Below are 17,540 nucleotides of genomic sequence, written 5' to 3'. Positions count from 1 at the left end.
ATGCCGTTTTCCGTGGAGCCTGCCGTGCGCCTGCGCCCCGTTCTATTGTTCTGCCTCATGACCTCGCCGGTTCACGCCATTACCTTCCAGACCCGCCTGGAGAGAGTGCAGTGGCATGTGGAAGGCGATCAGTTCGAATGCCGCCTGATCCAGCCCATCGCCGATTTCGGCAGTGGCGAGTTCGTGCGGCGCGCCGGCGAGCAGGCGGTGTTCCGTCTGAAGGTGCCGGAGCGCTGGTTCGGTGGCGGTTCGGCGACCTTGCTGGCCGCCGCCGCGCCCTGGCAGCCGGGGCGCGGCGACATCAATCTGGGCGTACTGACGATCGCTGACGGGGAGATTCCGTTCAGCAGTTCCCAGGTACAGGCCGGGCGGCTGTTGAGCGGGCTGCTGGACGGGCGCAGCCCGGTCGTGCGGCACCGTACCTGGCACGGCGGGGACAGGCTCGAGGTGCGCCTGCTGCCGGTTCGTTTCGGCAAGGCCTATGAGGATTTCCGTGTCTGTACCGCCAAGCTGCTGCCGTTCAACTTCGATCAGGTCAAGTTGTCGCAGATAGGCTTCCCCGGTGGCGATGTCATTCTCGATGACAACGGCAAGGCCAGGCTGGATGTGATCCTGGCCTATATGGCCGCCGACCCCAGCGTCAACCATATCGAGCTGGACGGGCACTCCGACAGTGGCGGCAACCGCCTGTTCAACCGCGATCTTTCCCGGCGCCGGGCCCTGGCGGTCAAGGACTACTTCCTCGCCAGGGGCATCGCTGAGGAGCAGATCGTGCTGCGCTTCCATGGCGAGCGCTATCCGCTGGTGCCCAACAGCACGGCTGCCAACCGTGCGAAGAACCGCCGCGTCACCGTACGCCTGGATCGCGTGGATATCGCCCCGACGGAGCAGGCGACCGCACCGGCGGCGGAGCCGGCCCCGGCCAAGGAGACGTCCACCTCCTCCTGAGCCTTGGCCCTTGCCGCCCACCGGCTCACGCCCCGGCACTTTCTCGCTTGCAGCTTGCAACTGACTTTCCCCTGTAAATCGCCGGCCCCGACCAGTAGAATCGTCGTTTTCCGTACAATCCCGGGAGTGGATGGCAATGGCCGATGTAAAGAAGGTGGTCCTGGCTTATTCCGGTGGCCTGGACACTTCGGTGATCCTCAAGTGGCTGCAGGATACCTATGCATGTGAAGTGGTGACCTTCACCGCCGATCTGGGGCAGGGCGAAGAAGTCGAACCCGCTCGCGCCAAGGCACAGGCCCTGGGCGTCAAGGAAATCTACATCGATGACCTGCGCGAAGAGTTCGTGCGCGACTTCGTGTTCCCGATGTTCCGTGCCAATACCGTCTATGAAGGCGAGTACCTGCTGGGCACTTCCATCGCCCGCCCGCTGATCGCCAAGCGCCTGATCGAGATCGCCAACGAAACCGGTGCCGACGCCATTTCCCACGGCGCCACCGGCAAGGGCAACGACCAGGTGCGTTTCGAGCTGGGCGCCTATGCGCTGAAGCCGGGGGTCAAGGTCATCGCTCCCTGGCGCGAGTGGGACCTGTTGTCCCGCGAGAAGCTGATGGACTATGCCGAGAAGCATGCCATCCCGATCGAGCGCCACGGCAAGAAGAAATCGCCTTACTCCATGGATGCCAACCTGCTGCACATCTCCTATGAAGGTGGCGTGCTGGAAGACACCTGGACCGAGCACGAAGAAGACATGTGGCGCTGGACCGTCTCGCCCGAGAAGGCGCCGGATGCCGCCACCTATATCGAGCTGAGCTATCGCAACGGCGATATCGTCGCCATCGACGGCAAGGAGCTCAGCCCGGCCCAGGTGCTCACCGAACTGAACCGCATCGGCGGCGCCAATGGCATCGGGCGCCTGGATATCGTCGAGAACCGCTACGTCGGCATGAAGTCGCGCGGCTGCTACGAAACCCCCGGCGGCACCATCATGCTCAAGGCGCACCGTGCCATCGAGTCGATCACCCTCGACCGTGAGGTGGCGCACCTGAAGGACGAACTGATGCCCAAGTACGCCAGCCTGGTCTACAACGGCTACTGGTGGAGCCCGGAGCGCCTGATGCTGCAGCGGATGATCGACGCTTCCCAGGCGACGGTGAACGGCGTGGTGCGCCTGAAGCTGTACAAGGGCAACGTCATCGTAGTCGGCCGCAAGTCCGACGACTCGCTGTTCGATGCCAATATCGCTACCTTCGAGGAAGACGGCGGCGCCTACGACCAGCAGGACGCGGCCGGTTTCATCAAGCTCAATGCATTGCGCATGCGCATCGCGGCGGGCAAGGGCCGCTCGCCCCTCTGAATGATCGGGGCTTGACGCTGTCCGACCGATAACGAGCCCCGGCCCACGAGCCGGGGTTTTCAATTCAAACCGTGAGGAAGATCCGATGCGTCTTTTGCATACGATGTTGCGAGTCGGCGACCTGGACCGCTCCATTGCCTTCTATACCGAAGTGCTGGGCATGACCCTGCTGCGCCGCAAGGACTATCCAGAGGGGAAGTTCACCCTGGCCTTCGTCGGCTATGGCGACGAAGAACATAACAGCGTGATCGAGCTGACCCAGAACTGGGGTGTGGAAAGCTACGAACTGGGCAACGGCTATGGCCATATCGCCCTGGAAGTCGCGGATGTCTACAAGGCCTGCGAGGGTATTCGCGCCCGTGGCGGGCGCATCACCCGCGAGCCGGGGCCGATGCTGCATGGAAGCAGCATCCTGGCGTTCGTCGAAGACCCGGATGGCTACAAGATCGAACTGCTCTCGCCGCAACGCGCGGACTAGGATTATCAGCTACAAGCGGCAAGCCACTCTTCTTGCCGCTTGCCGCTGCTCTACAGGTCGAAGTCGTATTCGTTCAGTTGTTTCTGCAACCTGCGTTCTTCGAGCAGGTTGTCGATGATGCGGCGTTTGGTCAGGTTGGTTTTGGCAACCTCGATCGGGGTATCGGCATCGTCTTCATCATCGGTGATGAAGTCGTCTTCCAGCTGGCTATCGTCTTTGTCTGACACTGAGAGCACTCCGAAGCTAAGGCAACTTCCGCAGGGATCGTGAGAGCCGCCATTGCAGGCTTCCACACGCCTTGTCTGGCCGCACCTTATAACGACAAACCAGGGCTCCGGTAAAAAAGATTTTTTCAATCGGGACAACGGTTTTTGTCGATATTCATCAATCGTCGGAAGTCTTCTGCGGGTATTCGCAGAGGTCTTCGATACGGCAACTGCCACATTGCGGTTTGCGCGCTTTGCAGACATAGCGTCCATGCAGGATCAGCCAGTGATGGGCGTCGAGCAGATACTCCCTTGGCACGAACTTGAGCAGCTTGCGCTCCACTTCCAGTACGTTCTTGCCTGGCGCGATACGGGTACGGTTGCTGACGCGGAAGATATGGGTGTCTACGGCCATGGTCGGTTGCCGAAAGGCGGTGTTGAGCACCACGTTGGCGGTCTTGCGGCCAACGCCGGGCAGGGCCTCCAGGGCTTCGCGATTATCCGGCACCTGGCTGCCGTGCCGCTCGATGAGGATGCGGCAGGTTTCGATGACGTTCTTCGCCTTGCTGTTGTAGAGGCCGATGGTCTTGATGTACTCGGACAGTCCTTCCACACCGAGTGCATGGATCGCCTCGGGGGTGTTGGCCACCGGGTAGAGGCGGGCGGTGGCCTTGTTGACGCCGACATCGGTGGCCTGGGCCGAGAGGATCACCGCGATCAGCAGCTCGAAGGCATTGCTGTAGGCCAGTTCGGTGGTGGGGTTGGGGTCGTCCTCGTGGAAGCGGCGGAATATTTCGCGGCGTTTTTCGGCGTTCATGGCAAGTCGGTCGGTGACGCCGGTGATTCTGTCCCGGCATGGAGGGAATGGGATTGCCCTGGCAGGCGCTCGCGGCGCCGTTGCTCCAGGCGGTTGTACAGTGCGATCAGCAGGCCCAGCAGGATGAAGCCGCCCGGCGCCAGCAGGGGCAGGGCAAAACCCTGGTAGTCGCCCAGTGCCAGGCCCCAGCCCTGCGCCCGCGGGCCGAACAGCAGATGAGCGTCAGCCAGCAGGCGACCGCTGCCAAGCGACTCGCGCAGTGCGGCCAGGGGCAAGAGTAGCAGCACGAAGCCCAGGCCCGTGAGTGCCGCATCGGTTGCCGCAGTAAGGGGCGCGTGCGGGCCGGCGCGGTGCCGGGTTGCCAGTAGCAGGCTGCTGCTGGCCAGCAGCGCAATGAAGATACCGAGGCGCTGCTGCAACTCGTAGGCGAAGGCCAGCAGCAGCAACTCGGCGCAGGCGGCCAGGGTCGCGTTGATCAGCAGCAGTGCCGGCAGGCGTACGCGAATGCCGGGCACGCGCCCGACCAGCGCCGCGCCCAGGCCGGCCAGGGGCAATACCAACAGTACCGCCAGGCCGAGCCCGAGGGCCTTGACCAGCGAGTCGCTGACCGCCAATAACGGGCACAGGCCGAGCAGGCGCCGCAGCGCCGGATTGTCCTGCCAGAGGCTTTCGCGGGCGAGTTGGCGTAGTCCTTCGTTCATCGCTGGCCTGCCGTATCGAGCAACTGTTGCCGGTGGGCTTCGAAGTATTGCAGGGTGCGCCGTACGGCATGGACCACCGCGCGCGGGGTGATGGTGGCGCCGGCGAACTGGTCGAACTCGCCCTGCTGTTTCTTCAGCGTCCAGCCCGCGGCGGCGGGATCGTCCAGGGACTTGCCGGAGAAGCCTTGCAGCCAGTGGCTTTTGCCCGCCTCGATGCGGTCGCCCAGGCCCGGGGTTTCCCGGTGCTCGAGCAGGCGCACGGCGCTGATGCGGCCATCCGCGCGTATCGCTACTTGCAGATGGATGCTGCCGTTGTAGCCATCCACGGCGGTAGCCGGGAGAATCACCGCCACGGCCCGGCCCTGGCGCTGGGCGATATAGGCCGGTTGGGCATGGATGCTGCCCAGCAGTGGGTGCTGGAGGTCGCGGCGGCTGTCGAGCAGGGCATCGTCGCGCAGTTCGGGGGGCAGCAGCCGGTTCAGCTCGCGACTCTGCAGCGCGCGCTCGGCCTGGCGGGTGCGCTCGGCGACGAGTTGCTGGAGGCCGCTCAGCAGGGCGACGGCCAGCAGCGTCAGGCCCAGCAGGAGCAAGCCGTTGGCTAACAGCGGGTGCGGGCTTTTCATCGGTTCGCGCCCTGCCGTGCAAGGCACTGCTCGATAAGCGGGGCGGCGAGATTCATCAGCAGTACGGCGAAGGCCAGTCCATCCGGGTAGCCGCCCCAGGTGCGGATCACATAGACCAGCACGCCCACCCCGGCGCCGAACAGCAGCCGGCCGCGTGGGCTGGCGGCACCACTGACCGGGTCGGTGACGATAAAGAAGGCGCCCAGCATGGTGGCGCCACTGAACAGATGGAACAGCGGCGAGCCGTTGCCATCCGAGCCGCTGCCGTTCCAGAACAGCAGGCTCATCAGGCCCAGGGCGGCCAGCATGCCGAGTGGCGCATGCCAGGTGTACAGGCGCTGGCGCAGCAACCACAGGCCGCCGGCGAGAAAGGCGAAATTGACCAGTTCGCTGCCGGCGGCGCCGACCAGGCCGAATACCGGTGCCTGCCAGAGCTCTTCCAGGGTCAGGCGGTCGTTGTGCGCGAGTACGTCCAGCGCGGTGGCCTGGCTCCAGCCATCGGGCCGCCCGGCCTGGCCGAACACCTGCGCCAGGCCGGTAGCGAAGTCCAGGGTATGCGGTAGCGGCCAGCGGCTCATTTCCTGCGGAAAGGAAACGAGCGCCAGCGCATAGCCGACCATGGCCGGGTTGAAGGGGTTCTGCCCGAGGCCGCCATAGGCCTGTTTGCCAAGGCCGATGGCGCTGGCGACGGCCAGGGCGATCAGCCACCAGGGGCTATAGGGCGGCAGGGCGAGGGCCAGCAGCAGGGCCGTCAGCAGGGCGCTGCCGTCACCCAGCGCCTGCCCTGGCGGGTGGCCACGCAGTTTCACCAGCAGCGCCTCGCAGGCCATGGCCTGCGAGGCGGCCCATAGCAGGTTGGACAGTGGTCCGCTGCCGTACAGCCATACCAGGGCGCAGAGGCCGGGCACGGCGGCGAATATCACTTGGCGCATGGGCTGGCCGCTGTGCGGCCGGGCGGGAACGGGCGCGCGTGGGTTCATGATGGCCCTGCCGGGCCTTCGAGTCGTTCCAGCCGTTGTTCGGCCAGGCGCAGGCGTGCCTGGGCCGCCGCCAGCCGCGCCGGTGCGCTCTGTGGGTCGCGCTGCAGCCTGCTCAGGTCGGCGCGGGCGAAGGCCAGCTCGGTTTTCAGCGCCTGGCTGGCTGCTGTGACCGGGCGTTTGTAGGTCCTTTGCAGGTCAGGAGGTGGCTTGCCGGAGGCTTCTTCGGCGGCATGCAACTGCCGTTCGGCTTCGGCCAGGGCTTCGCCCAACGCCTGCAGGCGCGTTTCGTCGGTACCTTCCTGGCGGGCTTTTTTCAGGGCGCTACGGCAACTGACCAGATGGATCTTGGCCCGCCGCAGCGCCTCGACGCCGGCCGGCCGGGCGACCGGCGCGGTGGCCGCGGGGTGTTGCGTGGCCTGCGCCAGTTCGGCCTGGGCCTTTTCGCTGGCGCCCCGCAGTTGCTCCACCTGGGCTTGCAGTTGCGGGTTGGGGCGGCTGGCCAGTTGTTTCAAGGCTTTACTCAATGCCACCTGGGCCATGTTGGCGGCGATTCGCAGCTTCTTGAGGGCATCGGCATGCTCGTCGCGGCGCTGCTCCGGCAGGCGTTCCCGCGCTGGCGCAAGCCGCGCATGGTGTGCCCGCTGTTCGCTACTGGCCTGTCGCTCCTGCCGCTCACGCTGTTCCCCCAGGCGCAGGCGCGCCTGGCGCCGCAGGAAGCGTTGGCGGGCGTGGTCGGCCTTGTGCTGTCGGTCGCGGGCCTGCTCGGGAGCGGTTTCGAGCATATCGATACAGTCCACCGGGCAGGGCTCCAGGCACAGGTCGCAGCCGGTGCATTCGGCGCTGATGACGGTGTGCATCAGCTTGGCGGCGCCGACGATGGCATCCACCGGGCAGGCCTGGATGCATTTGGTGCAGCCGATGCATTCCGCTTCGCGGATATGGGCGACCCGCACTGGCGGTTCGGCGATGCCCGATTCCACTGGTACTTCCGCTACGCCGAGCAGTCTGGCCAGGGCGCGTACGGTCGCCTGGCCACCGGGCGGGCACTTGCCGATCCCTTCGCCCTCGACGATGGCCTGCGCATAGGGCATGCAGCCCGGGTGGCCGCATTGCCGGCACTGGGTCTGCGGCAGCAGTGCGTCGATGCGTTCGGGCAGCGGGCGGAGGTCGTGGGGGCTGCTCGATATCCAGGTTCCGTTCATGCCTTGAGCAGCCCGTTGAAGCCCATGAACGCCAGGGACATCAGCCCCAGGCTGATCATGTCGATGGCGGCGCCACGAAAGGCTACCGGGATGGCGGGCTGTGCCAGGCGCTGGCGCAGGGCGACGAACAGCACCAGTACCAGGGTGAAGCCCAGGCCTGCCGCGAGGCCGTGGAGCATGGCGGTGCTGGCGCCGCTCGCGGGCCGCTGCGCATCGAGCAGCGCCACCCCCAGCAGCAGGGCATTGCAGGCCAGCAGCGTCAGCAGCGCCTGTGGCTTCAGCGCCAGGCGCGGCAGGTAGCGCCGGCTGAACATGACGGCGGCCTGCGCCAGGGGCAGGATCACCAGGATGAATGCCAGGTTGCGCAGATAGACCAGCTCGAGGGGCAATAGCAGGTGTTGCAGCAGCAAGTGATTGCACAGCGCCGACAAGGCCGCCACGGCAGTGCTGAGCAGGCCGAGCAGCAGTGCGCTTTGCAGTTGGCGTGGCGCCGCCGGCAGGGAGGACAGGCCGATGAATTGCGCCAGCACGAAATTGTTGACCAGGATGGCGCTAACCATGATCAGGGCGGGTTCGGTCATCGCGGGGTTCCGTCGCGCGCAGCGAAAGCATGGCTGAAAGGCCCGCTATTATCGGGAAGCGCCTGGGGCGGTACAAGCACTCCGGTGTCGCCGACCGGGCTCGCGGTAAATACCGAGGCGACTATGGAACGGGCCATCGGTGCAATACCGAATCGTCCGTAGGGCTTTCGGTTTCGTGCTCTTTCCCACCGGAACGGTGCCCCGGGCCCGTGCGCCAAGGCCGGGAAATACGGCTAGGCGTGTGCGGCGCAGGCCCGCTCAGCGCTCCCGCAAGGCTTCGGCCCTGGCGCGGATGATGGGTTTGAGCAGGTAGCTGAGAATGGTCTTGCGCCCGGTGATGATATCGACCGAGGCCACCATGCCGGGAATGATCAGCAAGGGGTTTTCTTCGCTGCCCAGGTGGTTCTTGTCCGTGCGCAGGCGGATCAGGTAGAAGCTGTTGCCTTCCTCGTCGGTGATGCTGTCCGGGCTGATGTGCTCCAGCTTGGCCTGCAGGCCGCCATAGACGGTGAAGTCGTAGGCGGTGAATTTGACGATGGCCTCTTGGCCGGGGTGCAGGAAGGCGATGTCCTGCGGGCGTATCTTGGCTTCGACCAGCAGGGTGTCGTCCAGTGGCACGATTTCCACCAGGCTGTCGCCCGGCTGGATGACGCCGCCGATGGTGTTCACCAGTATCTGTTGCACGATCCCGCGCACCGGTGAGGTGACCAGGGTACGGTTGACTCGGTCCTCCAGGGCCCTGCCGGTGGCGGTGATCTTGTTCAACTCGGCCTGTGCCTCGCTGAGTTGCTGCAGGGCATCGCTTTTGTAGCGGCTGCGGGTTTCCTTGACCTTGTTCTGCACTTCCTTGATGGCGGCCTCGGCCTTCGGGATGGATAGCGTGATGGCGGACAACTGGCCCCTGGTTTCCACTTCGGCGCGGCGCAGGCGCAGCACTTCCACCTGGGAAATGGCGCCGGCCGCGATCAGTGGCTCGGACATGCGGATTTCCTGTTGCAGCAGGGCCAGGCTGCTGCGGAACTGGTTGGCGTTGGACTGGAACTCGCGCAGTTCCTGCTGGCGCTGGATCAATTGCTCGGACAGCCCGGAAACTTCTTCCTCCAATTGCTGGCGGCGGCTGTCGTACAGCGCCTGTTCGCCCCTGGCGACGCCGGGCGCGCGTTCGAGGATATCCTCGGGCAACTCCAGCGGCTGGTTGTCGATCTCCGCCTGCAGGCGCGTGATGCGGGCGCTCAGGGACAGCCGGTCGGCCTCGGTTTCGCCAACGTTGGAGGAGAAGCGGGTGTCGTCCAGGCGCAACAGGGGTGCCCCGGCTTCGACTATCGCGCCGTCGCGGACGAATATCTCCGAAACGATCCCGCCTTCCAGGTTCTGGATCTTCTGCAGCCTGGAGGACGGGATGGCCTTGCCATCGCCCCGGGTGACTTCCTCGATACTGGCGAAGCCGGCCCAGACCAGCAGGAACAGCAGGAACGCCACGATCCCCCAGATGGTCAGGCGCACGATGCGCGGTGCGTCTTCGACCAGGGCGCGGTTGACCTCGGGCACGGCCTGCAGGCCGCTGTCGTCCTGTGGCTGGAAGTAACGGCGGAGGGTTCTTGCGAAATCAGCGAGAGACATTGATCTGTCCCTTCTTCAAGGCGGTCATGACGGTTGCTTTCGGGCCATCGGCGATGACCTTGCCCTTTTCGATGATGATCAGGCGGTCGACCAGCGACAGCATGGAGGCGCGGTGGGTAACCAGTATCAGTGTCTTGTTGGCGACGATCGGTGTCAGCAGGGATTTCAGGCGCTCCTCGCTGCTGTTGTCCATGGCGCTGCTGGGCTCGTCCATGACCAGGATCGGCGGGTCGAGCAGCAGCGCGCGGGCGATGGCCACGGCCTGGCGCTGGCCGCCCGAAAGGTTCTGGCCGCGCTCGCCGACCTGCAGGTTGTAGCCGTCCGGGTGGAGCCGGGCGAAGTCATGCACGCCAGCCAGTTCGGCGGCGCGCAATATGGCTTCGTCTTCCACGTAGCGGGCGCCCATTACCAGGTTGTCGCGCAGGGTGCCGCTGAACAGTTGGATGTCCTGGGGAACGTAGCCGATGTTGTGGCGTATCTCGCTGACATCCAGTTGGCGGATATCCATGCCATCCATCAGCAGGCTACCGGCGCTGGGGGCGTAAAGGCCGAGGATGAGTTTTTCCAGGGAGCTCTTGCCGGAACCGGTGCGGCCGATGATGCCGACCTTCTCGCCGGGCTGGATGTGGATGTTGACGCCTTCCAGCGACAGCGTCTGCTGCTCGGGGTAGCTGAAGTCCACCTGGCGCAGCTCGATCTCGCCGTGCAGGGACGGCCGTTGCAACGGCCTTTCGGTGCTCTGCCGCTCCTGCGGCAGGTCCATCATCTGGTCGGTCGATGTCATGGTCAGGCGCGCCTGCTGGTAGCGCGTGATCAGGCCCGACAGTTGCCCGAGGGGGGCCAGGGCGCGGCTGTTGAGCATATAGCTGGCGATCAGCCCGCCCATGCTCAGGTTGCCGGCCATGATCAGGTAGACCCCGGCGACGATCATGGCGACCCCGGCGAATTGCTGGATCCACTGGGTCAGGTTGACCGCCAGCGAGGACAGCACCTTGGCGCGCAGCTCCAGTTTGCTCAGGCTGCCGATGGTGTGTTCCCAGTGGTACTGGCGTTCGCTCTCGGCATTGTTGATCTTGATCGCATCCAGCCCGCCGAGGGTCTCGATCAGGGTGGACTGGCGCTCGCTGGCCAGTTTCAGCGAGCGCTCGATGGTCGCCGCCAGGGGTTTCTGCAGGGCCCAACTGGCCAGCAGGGCGATCGGGAAGGCCAACAGCGGCACGAATACCAGCGGGCCGCCGAGCAGGCCTATGACCACCAGGATCAGCAGGGTGAAGGGCAGGTCGATCAGCGCGGTCAGCGTCAGCGACGAGAGGAAGTCCCGCAGCGACTGGAATTCGTGGATGTTCTGGGCAAAGCTGCCGATGCGCGACGGGCGTGCCTTCATCGACATGCCGGTGATGCGCTCGAACAGCGTGGCGGAAATGATCAGGTCGGTCTTCTTGCCGGCGATGTCCAGGCACAGGCCGCGCAGGGTCTTGAGGATCAGGTCGAACAGGAAGGCGCCGCTGATGCCGATGGCCAGCACCCAGAGCGTGGCCTCGGCCTGGTTGGGCACCACACGGTCGTAGACGTTCATGACGAACAGCGGGGTGGCGATGGCGATCAGGTTGATGAAGAAACTGGCCGCTATCGCATCCATATAAAGAAAGCGTGACAGCTTGAGGGTGTCGCGGAACCAGGAGCGGGTGCGTGGCACCAGTTGTTCATGGTGGAGATCATGCTGGTGGCGCGGCTGGGCGAAGAGCACGCGCCCGCTGTACTGCTCCCGCAGTTCCTCGACCGGCAGGGCGATTTCCCCGCCTTCGGTTTCGCAGGGCATCAGCCGGGCCCGGCCCTGCTGGTCATAGCCGAGCAGGATGGCGGTACGTTCGTCACGCAGGAACAGCATGGCCGGCAGCGACATGGCTGGAATCTTCTCCAGCGGGCGGCGCATCAGTCGTGCCTGCAGGCCCGCACGGGCGGCGGCCCGGGGCAGCAGGTCATCGCTCAGGCGCTGGTCCTTGAGCGGCAGGCCGGAGGTCAGCGTGGCGCGGCTGGCCGGGCGATCATGCAGTGTGCAGAGAATCAGCAGGCCATCGAGCAGGGGGTCGTCGTGCATCTCGCGAGGATCACGGCGTTCCTGCCTGTGGCCGGACTCAACAGCGTTGGCGTCTGGCAGAGGGGGGACTGTCGGATCGGCGGTATCACTCATGGGTAGGGTTTCTTCTGCGAGATATCTTGCATGAACGACGGGGGATCCGGCTCCGGAGTCCCCCGCTCTTTATTGCCCGGAAGCGATCAGTTCAGGCCTGGCAGATCGATCCTGGTCTTGCTGTCACTCAGTACTGTACTCGCCATCGGGGCCACCACGGACTGGCTCTTCAGCAACTCGCCGGTCGTACCAAGGATCCGGTACTGGGTGAATAGTTCTATGTATTTCACCTCGGTATGGCGGCGCTGTGCCGTGAACAGTTCGTTCTCGCTGTCCAGCAGGTCGAGCAGGGTTCGCTCGCCAAGGGCGAACTGCTGCTGGTAGGCGTCGCGGACTTTCAGCGAGCGGTCGGCGTAGTCCTTGGCTATCGGCAACTGGCGACGGGCATTGTCCAGTGCGGAGTAGCCCAGGGTCAGTTCTTCGTTGAGCTGGCGCAGGGCGTTGTTGCGCACGTCCAGGGCTTCGTTGACCTGGTAGGCGCGTGCTTCCCGGGTCGCCTTGTTCGACCCGCCCTGGAACAGGGTGTAGTTCATTCGTACCATCGCCTGCCATTCATTGACGTGCCCCTCGGTGCCGTCGATGTTGTTGTCCGCGGCGCGCGACAGTTGTGCATCGAAGCGAGGGTAGTAGGTGGACTTGGACGTGGCGTACTGGCGTTCCGTCGCCTCGATGTCGGCCTCCGCGGATTTCAGCAGCGGATTGGTGGCGATCATGATCTTCCGGGCGTCCTCCAGGCTGGCCGGCAGGCGGCCTGCCAGCGGCGTCGGCGTGGCGAGGGCCTCGGGCAGGGTGCCGGTCACGCTGAAGTAGTTGGTCTTGGCATCGGTCAGGTTGGTTTCTTCCGTCAGCAGGTTGTTGCGGGCCTGGGCCAGGCGGGCCTCGGCCTGATCCAGGTCGGCCAGCCGGCCCACGCCACGCTCGGTGCGCAGGCGGATCTGGTCGAAGATACGTTCATGGCTTCTCAGGTTTTCACTGGCCAGGTGCACGAACTCCTGCCTCTGCAGCACATCCAGGTAGACCTCGACGGCGCGCAGGGCGGTGTTTTCGCTGGTGCCCAGCACGGACCAGGCACGGGAATTGACGGTGGCTTTCATGCGGCCGACTTCGTTGGGCGTGGCGAAGCCGTCGAAGATCATCTGGTTCAGGTTGATGCTGCCTTCGCTACGGTGCAGGTTTCTCCAGTGGCTGCCACCGCTGCGGGTCGATGGGCTGTCGGTGCCCTCGCGGCCAGTGCCCGCGCTCAATGTCACGGAAGGCAGGTAGCCGCCTTTCACGGCACGCAGCTCTTTCTCTGCGACGTGGCGGCTGTTTATGGAGCGGCTCACTTCAGGGTGGTAATTGAGCGCCTGCTGGATGGCGTTAGGCAGATCTTCCGCTGATGTGACGCCTGACATGGCGAGCATTATTGAGGCGGCTGCAAGGCTGCGCTGGAATTTCATGCGAGGAGTTCCTTTGGGATGTTACAGATAACGTCCGGTTCTTAATGTCGCTGTTTCCCAGCGGTGAAATACTGACGTGGGAATGATCTTTCCCATGTTAGGGCGCAGGGTTGTCCCTGCATAGAGTACGAGCGGTGAGGATTGTTAAAAGCAGTGTTGCTTAAAATGATGTTTTTTTGTGTCTATGCATGGGTTAGGTCCGCTTCTTTTGCTGATTTCTATATATATATTCGGCGAATTTCCAATATTCATCGAATCTAGGGTAATTGTCGTGGAAGTCCGGCGTTTGCTGGGGTCGGGATGAGGTTAGGTGATGTAATTATGGCGTCAAAAAAATGGTTTTCCGATTGTCGGCGGGTGTCGGTTCGGGTGCGAATTGTGGATGGTAAGTTGTAAAAAAGCGCATAGGTGCGGGGCGGTCGAATGGGTATAGTTGGGGCAGCGATGTGCTGGCTATTCTTGTTGGAAGGCTATTAAGCCCGGCTGCACTTTACAGATTAAGAGTGTTCTCAAGGAGAAACCCATGGCTATCATTGGTGTTGTCAAAGGTGTTGTAGGACAGGTCTTCGCCGTCGCCGCGGATGGCGCCCGCCGTTTGCTGGTAGAGGGGGACCGGGTCTTTACCGGTGAGGAAGTTCTGACCGGTGCGAGTGGCGCCATCACCATTGAGTTGCCGGACGGGCGTACCCTTGATGTAGGGCGTGAAAGTCGCTGGGGCGAGGTGGCCGGGCTGAGCGAGGATCGGCCCGCCAGTGGGCCTGGCGACGATATAGAGGCATTGCAGCAAGCCATCGCCGATGGGGCCGACCCGACGGATCCGACCAGCGGGCTCGAGGCGACCGCCGCCGGTGCGGCGGCCGCGGGCGAGGCTGGCGAGGGTGGCGGCAGCCACACCGCCGTGGTGCTCGACCTGACGGGGGAGCGGGTCGTGGCCGATCCGGGTTATCCGACAGAAGGCATCTCGGTCGAATTCAACAACAGCCGGGAGACGCTCGGCGAGCCTGAGTCCGGCAGTTCATCCTTTGCCGCCATCCTCACGCTCACCGCCCCGCAGCAGATCGTCGAAGGCGAGCCGATTACCTATACGCTCACGGTCAACAGCCCCGTGGTGGGGAGTCCGCTGGTGGTCACCCTGACCAACGGCGTGGTGATCACGATCCCTGTCGGCGCGACCAGTGGCACTGGCAGCATTCCCTCGAGCCGGCCTGATGACAGCTACAGGCAGGCCGACGACGTGCTGACGGTCGGCATCGGCGGCACCACTGGCGGCAACTACAGTTCGCTGAACACTTCCAGCACCACGACCACCACCGTGGTGGACGATAGCGATGAAACCACCGTCTCCCTGACGGCCACGCCAAGCGTCAATGAAAATGGAACGGTGACCTACACCGCCAGCCTGACCAATCCGGCGCAGGGCGATGTGACCGTTACCCTGAGCAACGGCCAGACCATCACCATTCCCGACGGCGCTACCAGCGGCTCGGTGGATTATGTGGCGGGCAACGATATCTACAACGGCGCGCCGGACCTGTCGGTTGCCATCACCGACGCCACCGGCGGCAATTTCGAAACCCTGGTGGTAGACCCTTCCCCGGCCAATACCGTGGTGGACGATACCGTCGACACCACCACCCTGACCCTGGGCGATGTGACGGTCGACGAAGGCTCGGGCACGGCGACCATCAGCGCCACCCTGAGCAACCCGACCGATCGCGACTTCACCGTGACCCTGGACAACGGTGCGACCATCACCTTTACCGCCGGCAGCAGCACCGCCGTCTCGACGCCGTTCAGCGTGCAGGGCGACGACGTCTATGTGGACGGTGAAAGCTACGTGGTCAGCGTCAGCGATGCCGGCGCTCACAACTTCGAGGGCCTGGACAGCAGCGATACGGCGACGGTGACGATCAACGACACCATCGACACCACCACGGTGGCGGTATCGACCACCGACGTGACCGAGGATGACGCGGGCGTCACCTTCAAGTTCCAGTTGAGCAATCCGCCGCAAGCCGGTACTCCGGCGACGCTGAGTGTGGACGTAGGCGGTACCGCGTACACCGTGGTGGTGGATGCGAGTGGCTACGGCGAACTCTTTATCGCGACCCAGGACTCGGATGTCTATGTCGATCCGAGCAGCCTGACCGCGACGGTGGCGGCGATCGACGGCGGCAACTTCGAAGCCACCGATGTGACCGGCGCCACGGCGACGGCGCAAATCAGCGATACCATCGACACCACCACCCTGACCCTGGGCGATGTGACGGTCGACGAAGGCTCGGGTACGGCGACCATCAGCGCCACCTTGAGCAACCCGACCGATCGCGACTTCACCGTGACCCTGGACAACGGTGCGACCATCACCTTTACCGCCGGCAGCAGCACCGCCGTCTCGACGCCGTTCAGCGTGCAGGGCGACGACGTCTATGTGGACGGTGAAAGCTACGTGGTCAGCGTCAGCGATGCCGGCGCTCACAACTTCGAGAGCCTGGACAGCAGCGATACGGCGACGGTGACGATCAACGACACCATCGACACCACCACGGTGGCGGTATCGACCACCGACGTGACCGAGGATGACGCGGGCGTCACCTTCAAGTTCCAGTTGAGCAATCCGCCGCAAGCCGGTACTCCGGCGACGCTGAGTGTGGACGTAGGCGGTACCGCGTACACCGTGGTGGTGGATGCGAGTGGCTACGGCGAACTCTTTATCGCGACCCAGGACTCGGATGTCTATGTCGATCCGAGCAGCCTGACCGCGACGGTGGCGGCGATCGACGGCGGCAACTTCGAAGCCACCGATGTGACCGGCGCCACGGCGACGGCGCAAATCAGCGATACCATCGACACCACCACCCTGACCCTGGGCGATGTGACGGTCGACGAAGGCTCGGGTACGGCGACCATCAGCGCCACCTTGAGCAACCCGACCGATCGCGACTTCACCGTGACCCTGGACAACGGTGCGACCATCACCTTTACCGCCGGCAGCAGCACCGCCGTCTCGACGCCGTTCAGCGTGCAGGGCGACGACGTCTATGTGGACGGTGAAAGCTACGTGGTCAGCGTCAGCGATGCCGGCGCTCACAACTTCGAGAGCCTGGACAGCAGCGATACGGCGACGGTGACGATCAACGACACCATCGACACCACCGCGGTGGTGGTATCGACCACCGACGTGACCGAGGATGACGCGGGCGTCACCTTCAAGTTCCAGTTGAGCAATCCGCCGCAAGCCGGTACTCCGGCGACGCTGAGTGTGGACGTGGGCGGTACCGCGTACACCGTGGTGGTGGATGCGAGTGGCTACGGCGAACTCTTTATCGCGACCCAGGACTCGGATGTCTATGTCGATCCGAGCAGCCTGACGGCGACGGTGACGGCGATCGACGGCGGCAACTTCGAAGCCACCGATGTGGCCGGCGCCACGGCGACGGCGCAGATCAGCGATACCATCGACACCACCACCCTGACCCTGGGCGATGTGACGGTCGACGAAGGCTCGGGCACGGCGACCATCAGCGCCACCTTGAGCAATCCGACCGATCGCGACTTCACCGTGACCCTGGACAACGGTGCGACCATCACCTTTACCGCCGGCAGCAGCACCGCCGTCTCGACGCCGTTCAGCGTGCAGGGCGACGACGTCTATGTGGACGGTGAAAGCTACGTGGTCAGCGTCAGCGATGCCGGCGCTCACAACTTCGAGAGCCTGGACAGCAGCGATACGGCGACGGTGACGATCAACGACACCATCGACACCACCGCGGTGGTGGTATCGACCACCGACGTGACCGAGGATGACGCGGGCGTCACCTTCAAGTTCCAGTTGAGCAATCCGCCGCAAGCCGGTACTCCGGCGACGCTGAGTGTGGACGTGGGCGGTACCGCGTACACCGTGGTGGTGGATGCGAGTGGCTACGGCGAACTCTTTATCGCGACCCAGGACTCGGATGTCTATGTCGATCCGAGCAGCCTGACGGCGACGGTGACGGCGATCGACGGCGGCAACTTCGAAGCCACCGATGTGACCGGCGCCACGGCGACGGCGCAGATCAGCGATACCATCGATAGCGTCACCGTCAAGCTGACGGCCACCGCCAGCACCAGCGAAGACGGCGGCAGCATCACCTACACCGCCAGCCTGGTGGATGCCAACAACAACCCGGTGACCACCAACAACGCGATCAGCGTGACGCTGCAGAATGGCGAGACCATCACCATCGCCGCCAACGCCAGCAGCGGCTCGGTGGACACGGCGGTCAACCGCGACGACGTGTACCTGGAAAACGACAGCATCGCCAACGCCATCACCGGCGTCAGCGAAGCGAACGCAGGGCAGCCGGGCGCGCTGGAGAACCTGGGCTTCGACAGCACGGCGGTGAGCACCGAGATAC

General features: G+C 64.4%; 14 protein-coding genes. 4 read left to right on the top strand and 10 right to left on the bottom strand.

Going from position 1 to position 17,540, the window contains the following annotated elements; genetic code table 11:
• The first annotated feature begins 24 nt into the window (after positions 1 to 24).
• From DNJ95_RS13945 to gloA, 3 genes are all read left to right on the top strand, one after another.
• Positions 25 to 948, top strand: coding sequence for a flagellar protein MotY (locus DNJ95_RS13945; RefSeq protein ID WP_131185335.1), 924 nt, complete (start codon positions 25 to 27; stop codon positions 946 to 948).
• Positions 949 to 1,084: 136 nt separating this feature from the next.
• Positions 1,085 to 2,302, top strand: coding sequence for an argininosuccinate synthase (locus tag DNJ95_RS13940; protein WP_131185334.1), 1,218 nt, complete (start codon positions 1,085 to 1,087; stop codon positions 2,300 to 2,302).
• Between the two features lie 85 nt (positions 2,303 to 2,387).
• The gene (gloA, locus tag DNJ95_RS13935; protein WP_131185333.1) at positions 2,388 to 2,780 is read left to right on the top strand and encodes a lactoylglutathione lyase; all 393 of its coding nucleotides are present in this window, start codon (positions 2,388 to 2,390) and stop codon (positions 2,778 to 2,780) included.
• Between the two features lie 50 nt (positions 2,781 to 2,830).
• On the opposite strand, the gene DNJ95_RS19225 is transcribed toward gloA, so the two are convergent.
• The 10 genes from DNJ95_RS19225 to DNJ95_RS13890 form a co-directional block, all read right to left on the bottom strand.
• Positions 2,831 to 3,007 (bottom strand): PA3496 family putative envelope integrity protein, encoded by a 177-nt coding sequence (locus tag DNJ95_RS19225; RefSeq protein WP_165491622.1) that lies wholly within the window; start codon positions 3,005 to 3,007, stop codon positions 2,831 to 2,833.
• A 157-nt stretch (positions 3,008 to 3,164) separates the two neighbouring features.
• Positions 3,165 to 3,803 (bottom strand): endonuclease III, encoded by a 639-nt coding sequence (nth, locus tag DNJ95_RS13930; protein ID WP_131185368.1) that lies wholly within the window; start codon positions 3,801 to 3,803, stop codon positions 3,165 to 3,167.
• A complete protein-coding gene (locus DNJ95_RS13925; protein WP_242671960.1) occupies positions 3,800 to 4,504 on the bottom strand; it encodes an Rnf-Nqr domain containing protein in 705 nt (234 codons plus the stop codon). Before DNJ95_RS13925 ends, nth begins: the two co-directional genes overlap by 4 nt.
• Positions 4,501 to 5,127, bottom strand: coding sequence for an electron transport complex subunit RsxG (gene rsxG / locus DNJ95_RS13920; protein WP_242671961.1), 627 nt, complete (start codon positions 5,125 to 5,127; stop codon positions 4,501 to 4,503). The genes DNJ95_RS13925 and rsxG overlap by 4 nt, the downstream gene beginning before the upstream one ends.
• Positions 5,124 to 6,107 (bottom strand): RnfABCDGE type electron transport complex subunit D, encoded by a 984-nt coding sequence (locus DNJ95_RS13915; protein ID WP_242671962.1) that lies wholly within the window; start codon positions 6,105 to 6,107, stop codon positions 5,124 to 5,126. The genes rsxG and DNJ95_RS13915 overlap by 4 nt, the downstream gene beginning before the upstream one ends.
• Positions 6,104 to 7,309: an electron transport complex subunit RsxB gene (gene rsxB, locus DNJ95_RS13910; protein ID WP_131185331.1), complete on the bottom strand. Its 1,206-nt coding sequence runs from the start codon at positions 7,307 to 7,309 to the stop codon at positions 6,104 to 6,106. Before rsxB ends, DNJ95_RS13915 begins: the two co-directional genes overlap by 4 nt.
• A complete protein-coding gene (locus DNJ95_RS13905; RefSeq protein WP_131185330.1) occupies positions 7,306 to 7,890 on the bottom strand; it encodes an Rnf-Nqr domain containing protein in 585 nt (194 codons plus the stop codon). Before DNJ95_RS13905 ends, rsxB begins: the two co-directional genes overlap by 4 nt.
• Positions 7,891 to 8,148: 258 nt before the next feature.
• Positions 8,149 to 9,510 carry an HlyD family type I secretion periplasmic adaptor subunit gene (locus DNJ95_RS13900; protein ID WP_131185329.1) on the bottom strand — a complete coding sequence of 454 codons (1,362 nt, stop codon included), beginning with the start codon at positions 9,508 to 9,510 and terminating at the stop codon, positions 8,149 to 8,151.
• Positions 9,497 to 11,608 carry a type I secretion system permease/ATPase gene (locus DNJ95_RS13895; protein WP_242671963.1) on the bottom strand — a complete coding sequence of 704 codons (2,112 nt, stop codon included), beginning with the start codon at positions 11,606 to 11,608 and terminating at the stop codon, positions 9,497 to 9,499. The genes DNJ95_RS13900 and DNJ95_RS13895 overlap by 14 nt, the downstream gene beginning before the upstream one ends.
• Before the next feature lie 179 nt (positions 11,609 to 11,787).
• Positions 11,788 to 13,140, bottom strand: a complete 1,353-nt coding sequence (locus DNJ95_RS13890; RefSeq protein ID WP_131185327.1) for a TolC family outer membrane protein — start codon at positions 13,138 to 13,140, stop codon at positions 11,788 to 11,790.
• A gap of 523 nt (positions 13,141 to 13,663) precedes the next feature.
• On the opposite strand from DNJ95_RS13890, the gene DNJ95_RS13885 reads away from it, so the two are divergent.
• Positions 13,664 to 17,540: retention module-containing protein (locus DNJ95_RS13885; RefSeq protein WP_131185326.1), on the top strand; the 3,877-nt coding region annotated here is incomplete at its 3' end.

It is taken from the genome of Stutzerimonas kirkiae, from assembly GCF_004327335.1.
Taxonomy (GTDB): domain Bacteria; phylum Pseudomonadota; class Gammaproteobacteria; order Pseudomonadales; family Pseudomonadaceae; genus Stutzerimonas; species Stutzerimonas kirkiae.
Note: the sequence above shows the minus strand (reverse complement) of the source record. Positions and strands in the feature narration are given on the sequence as shown.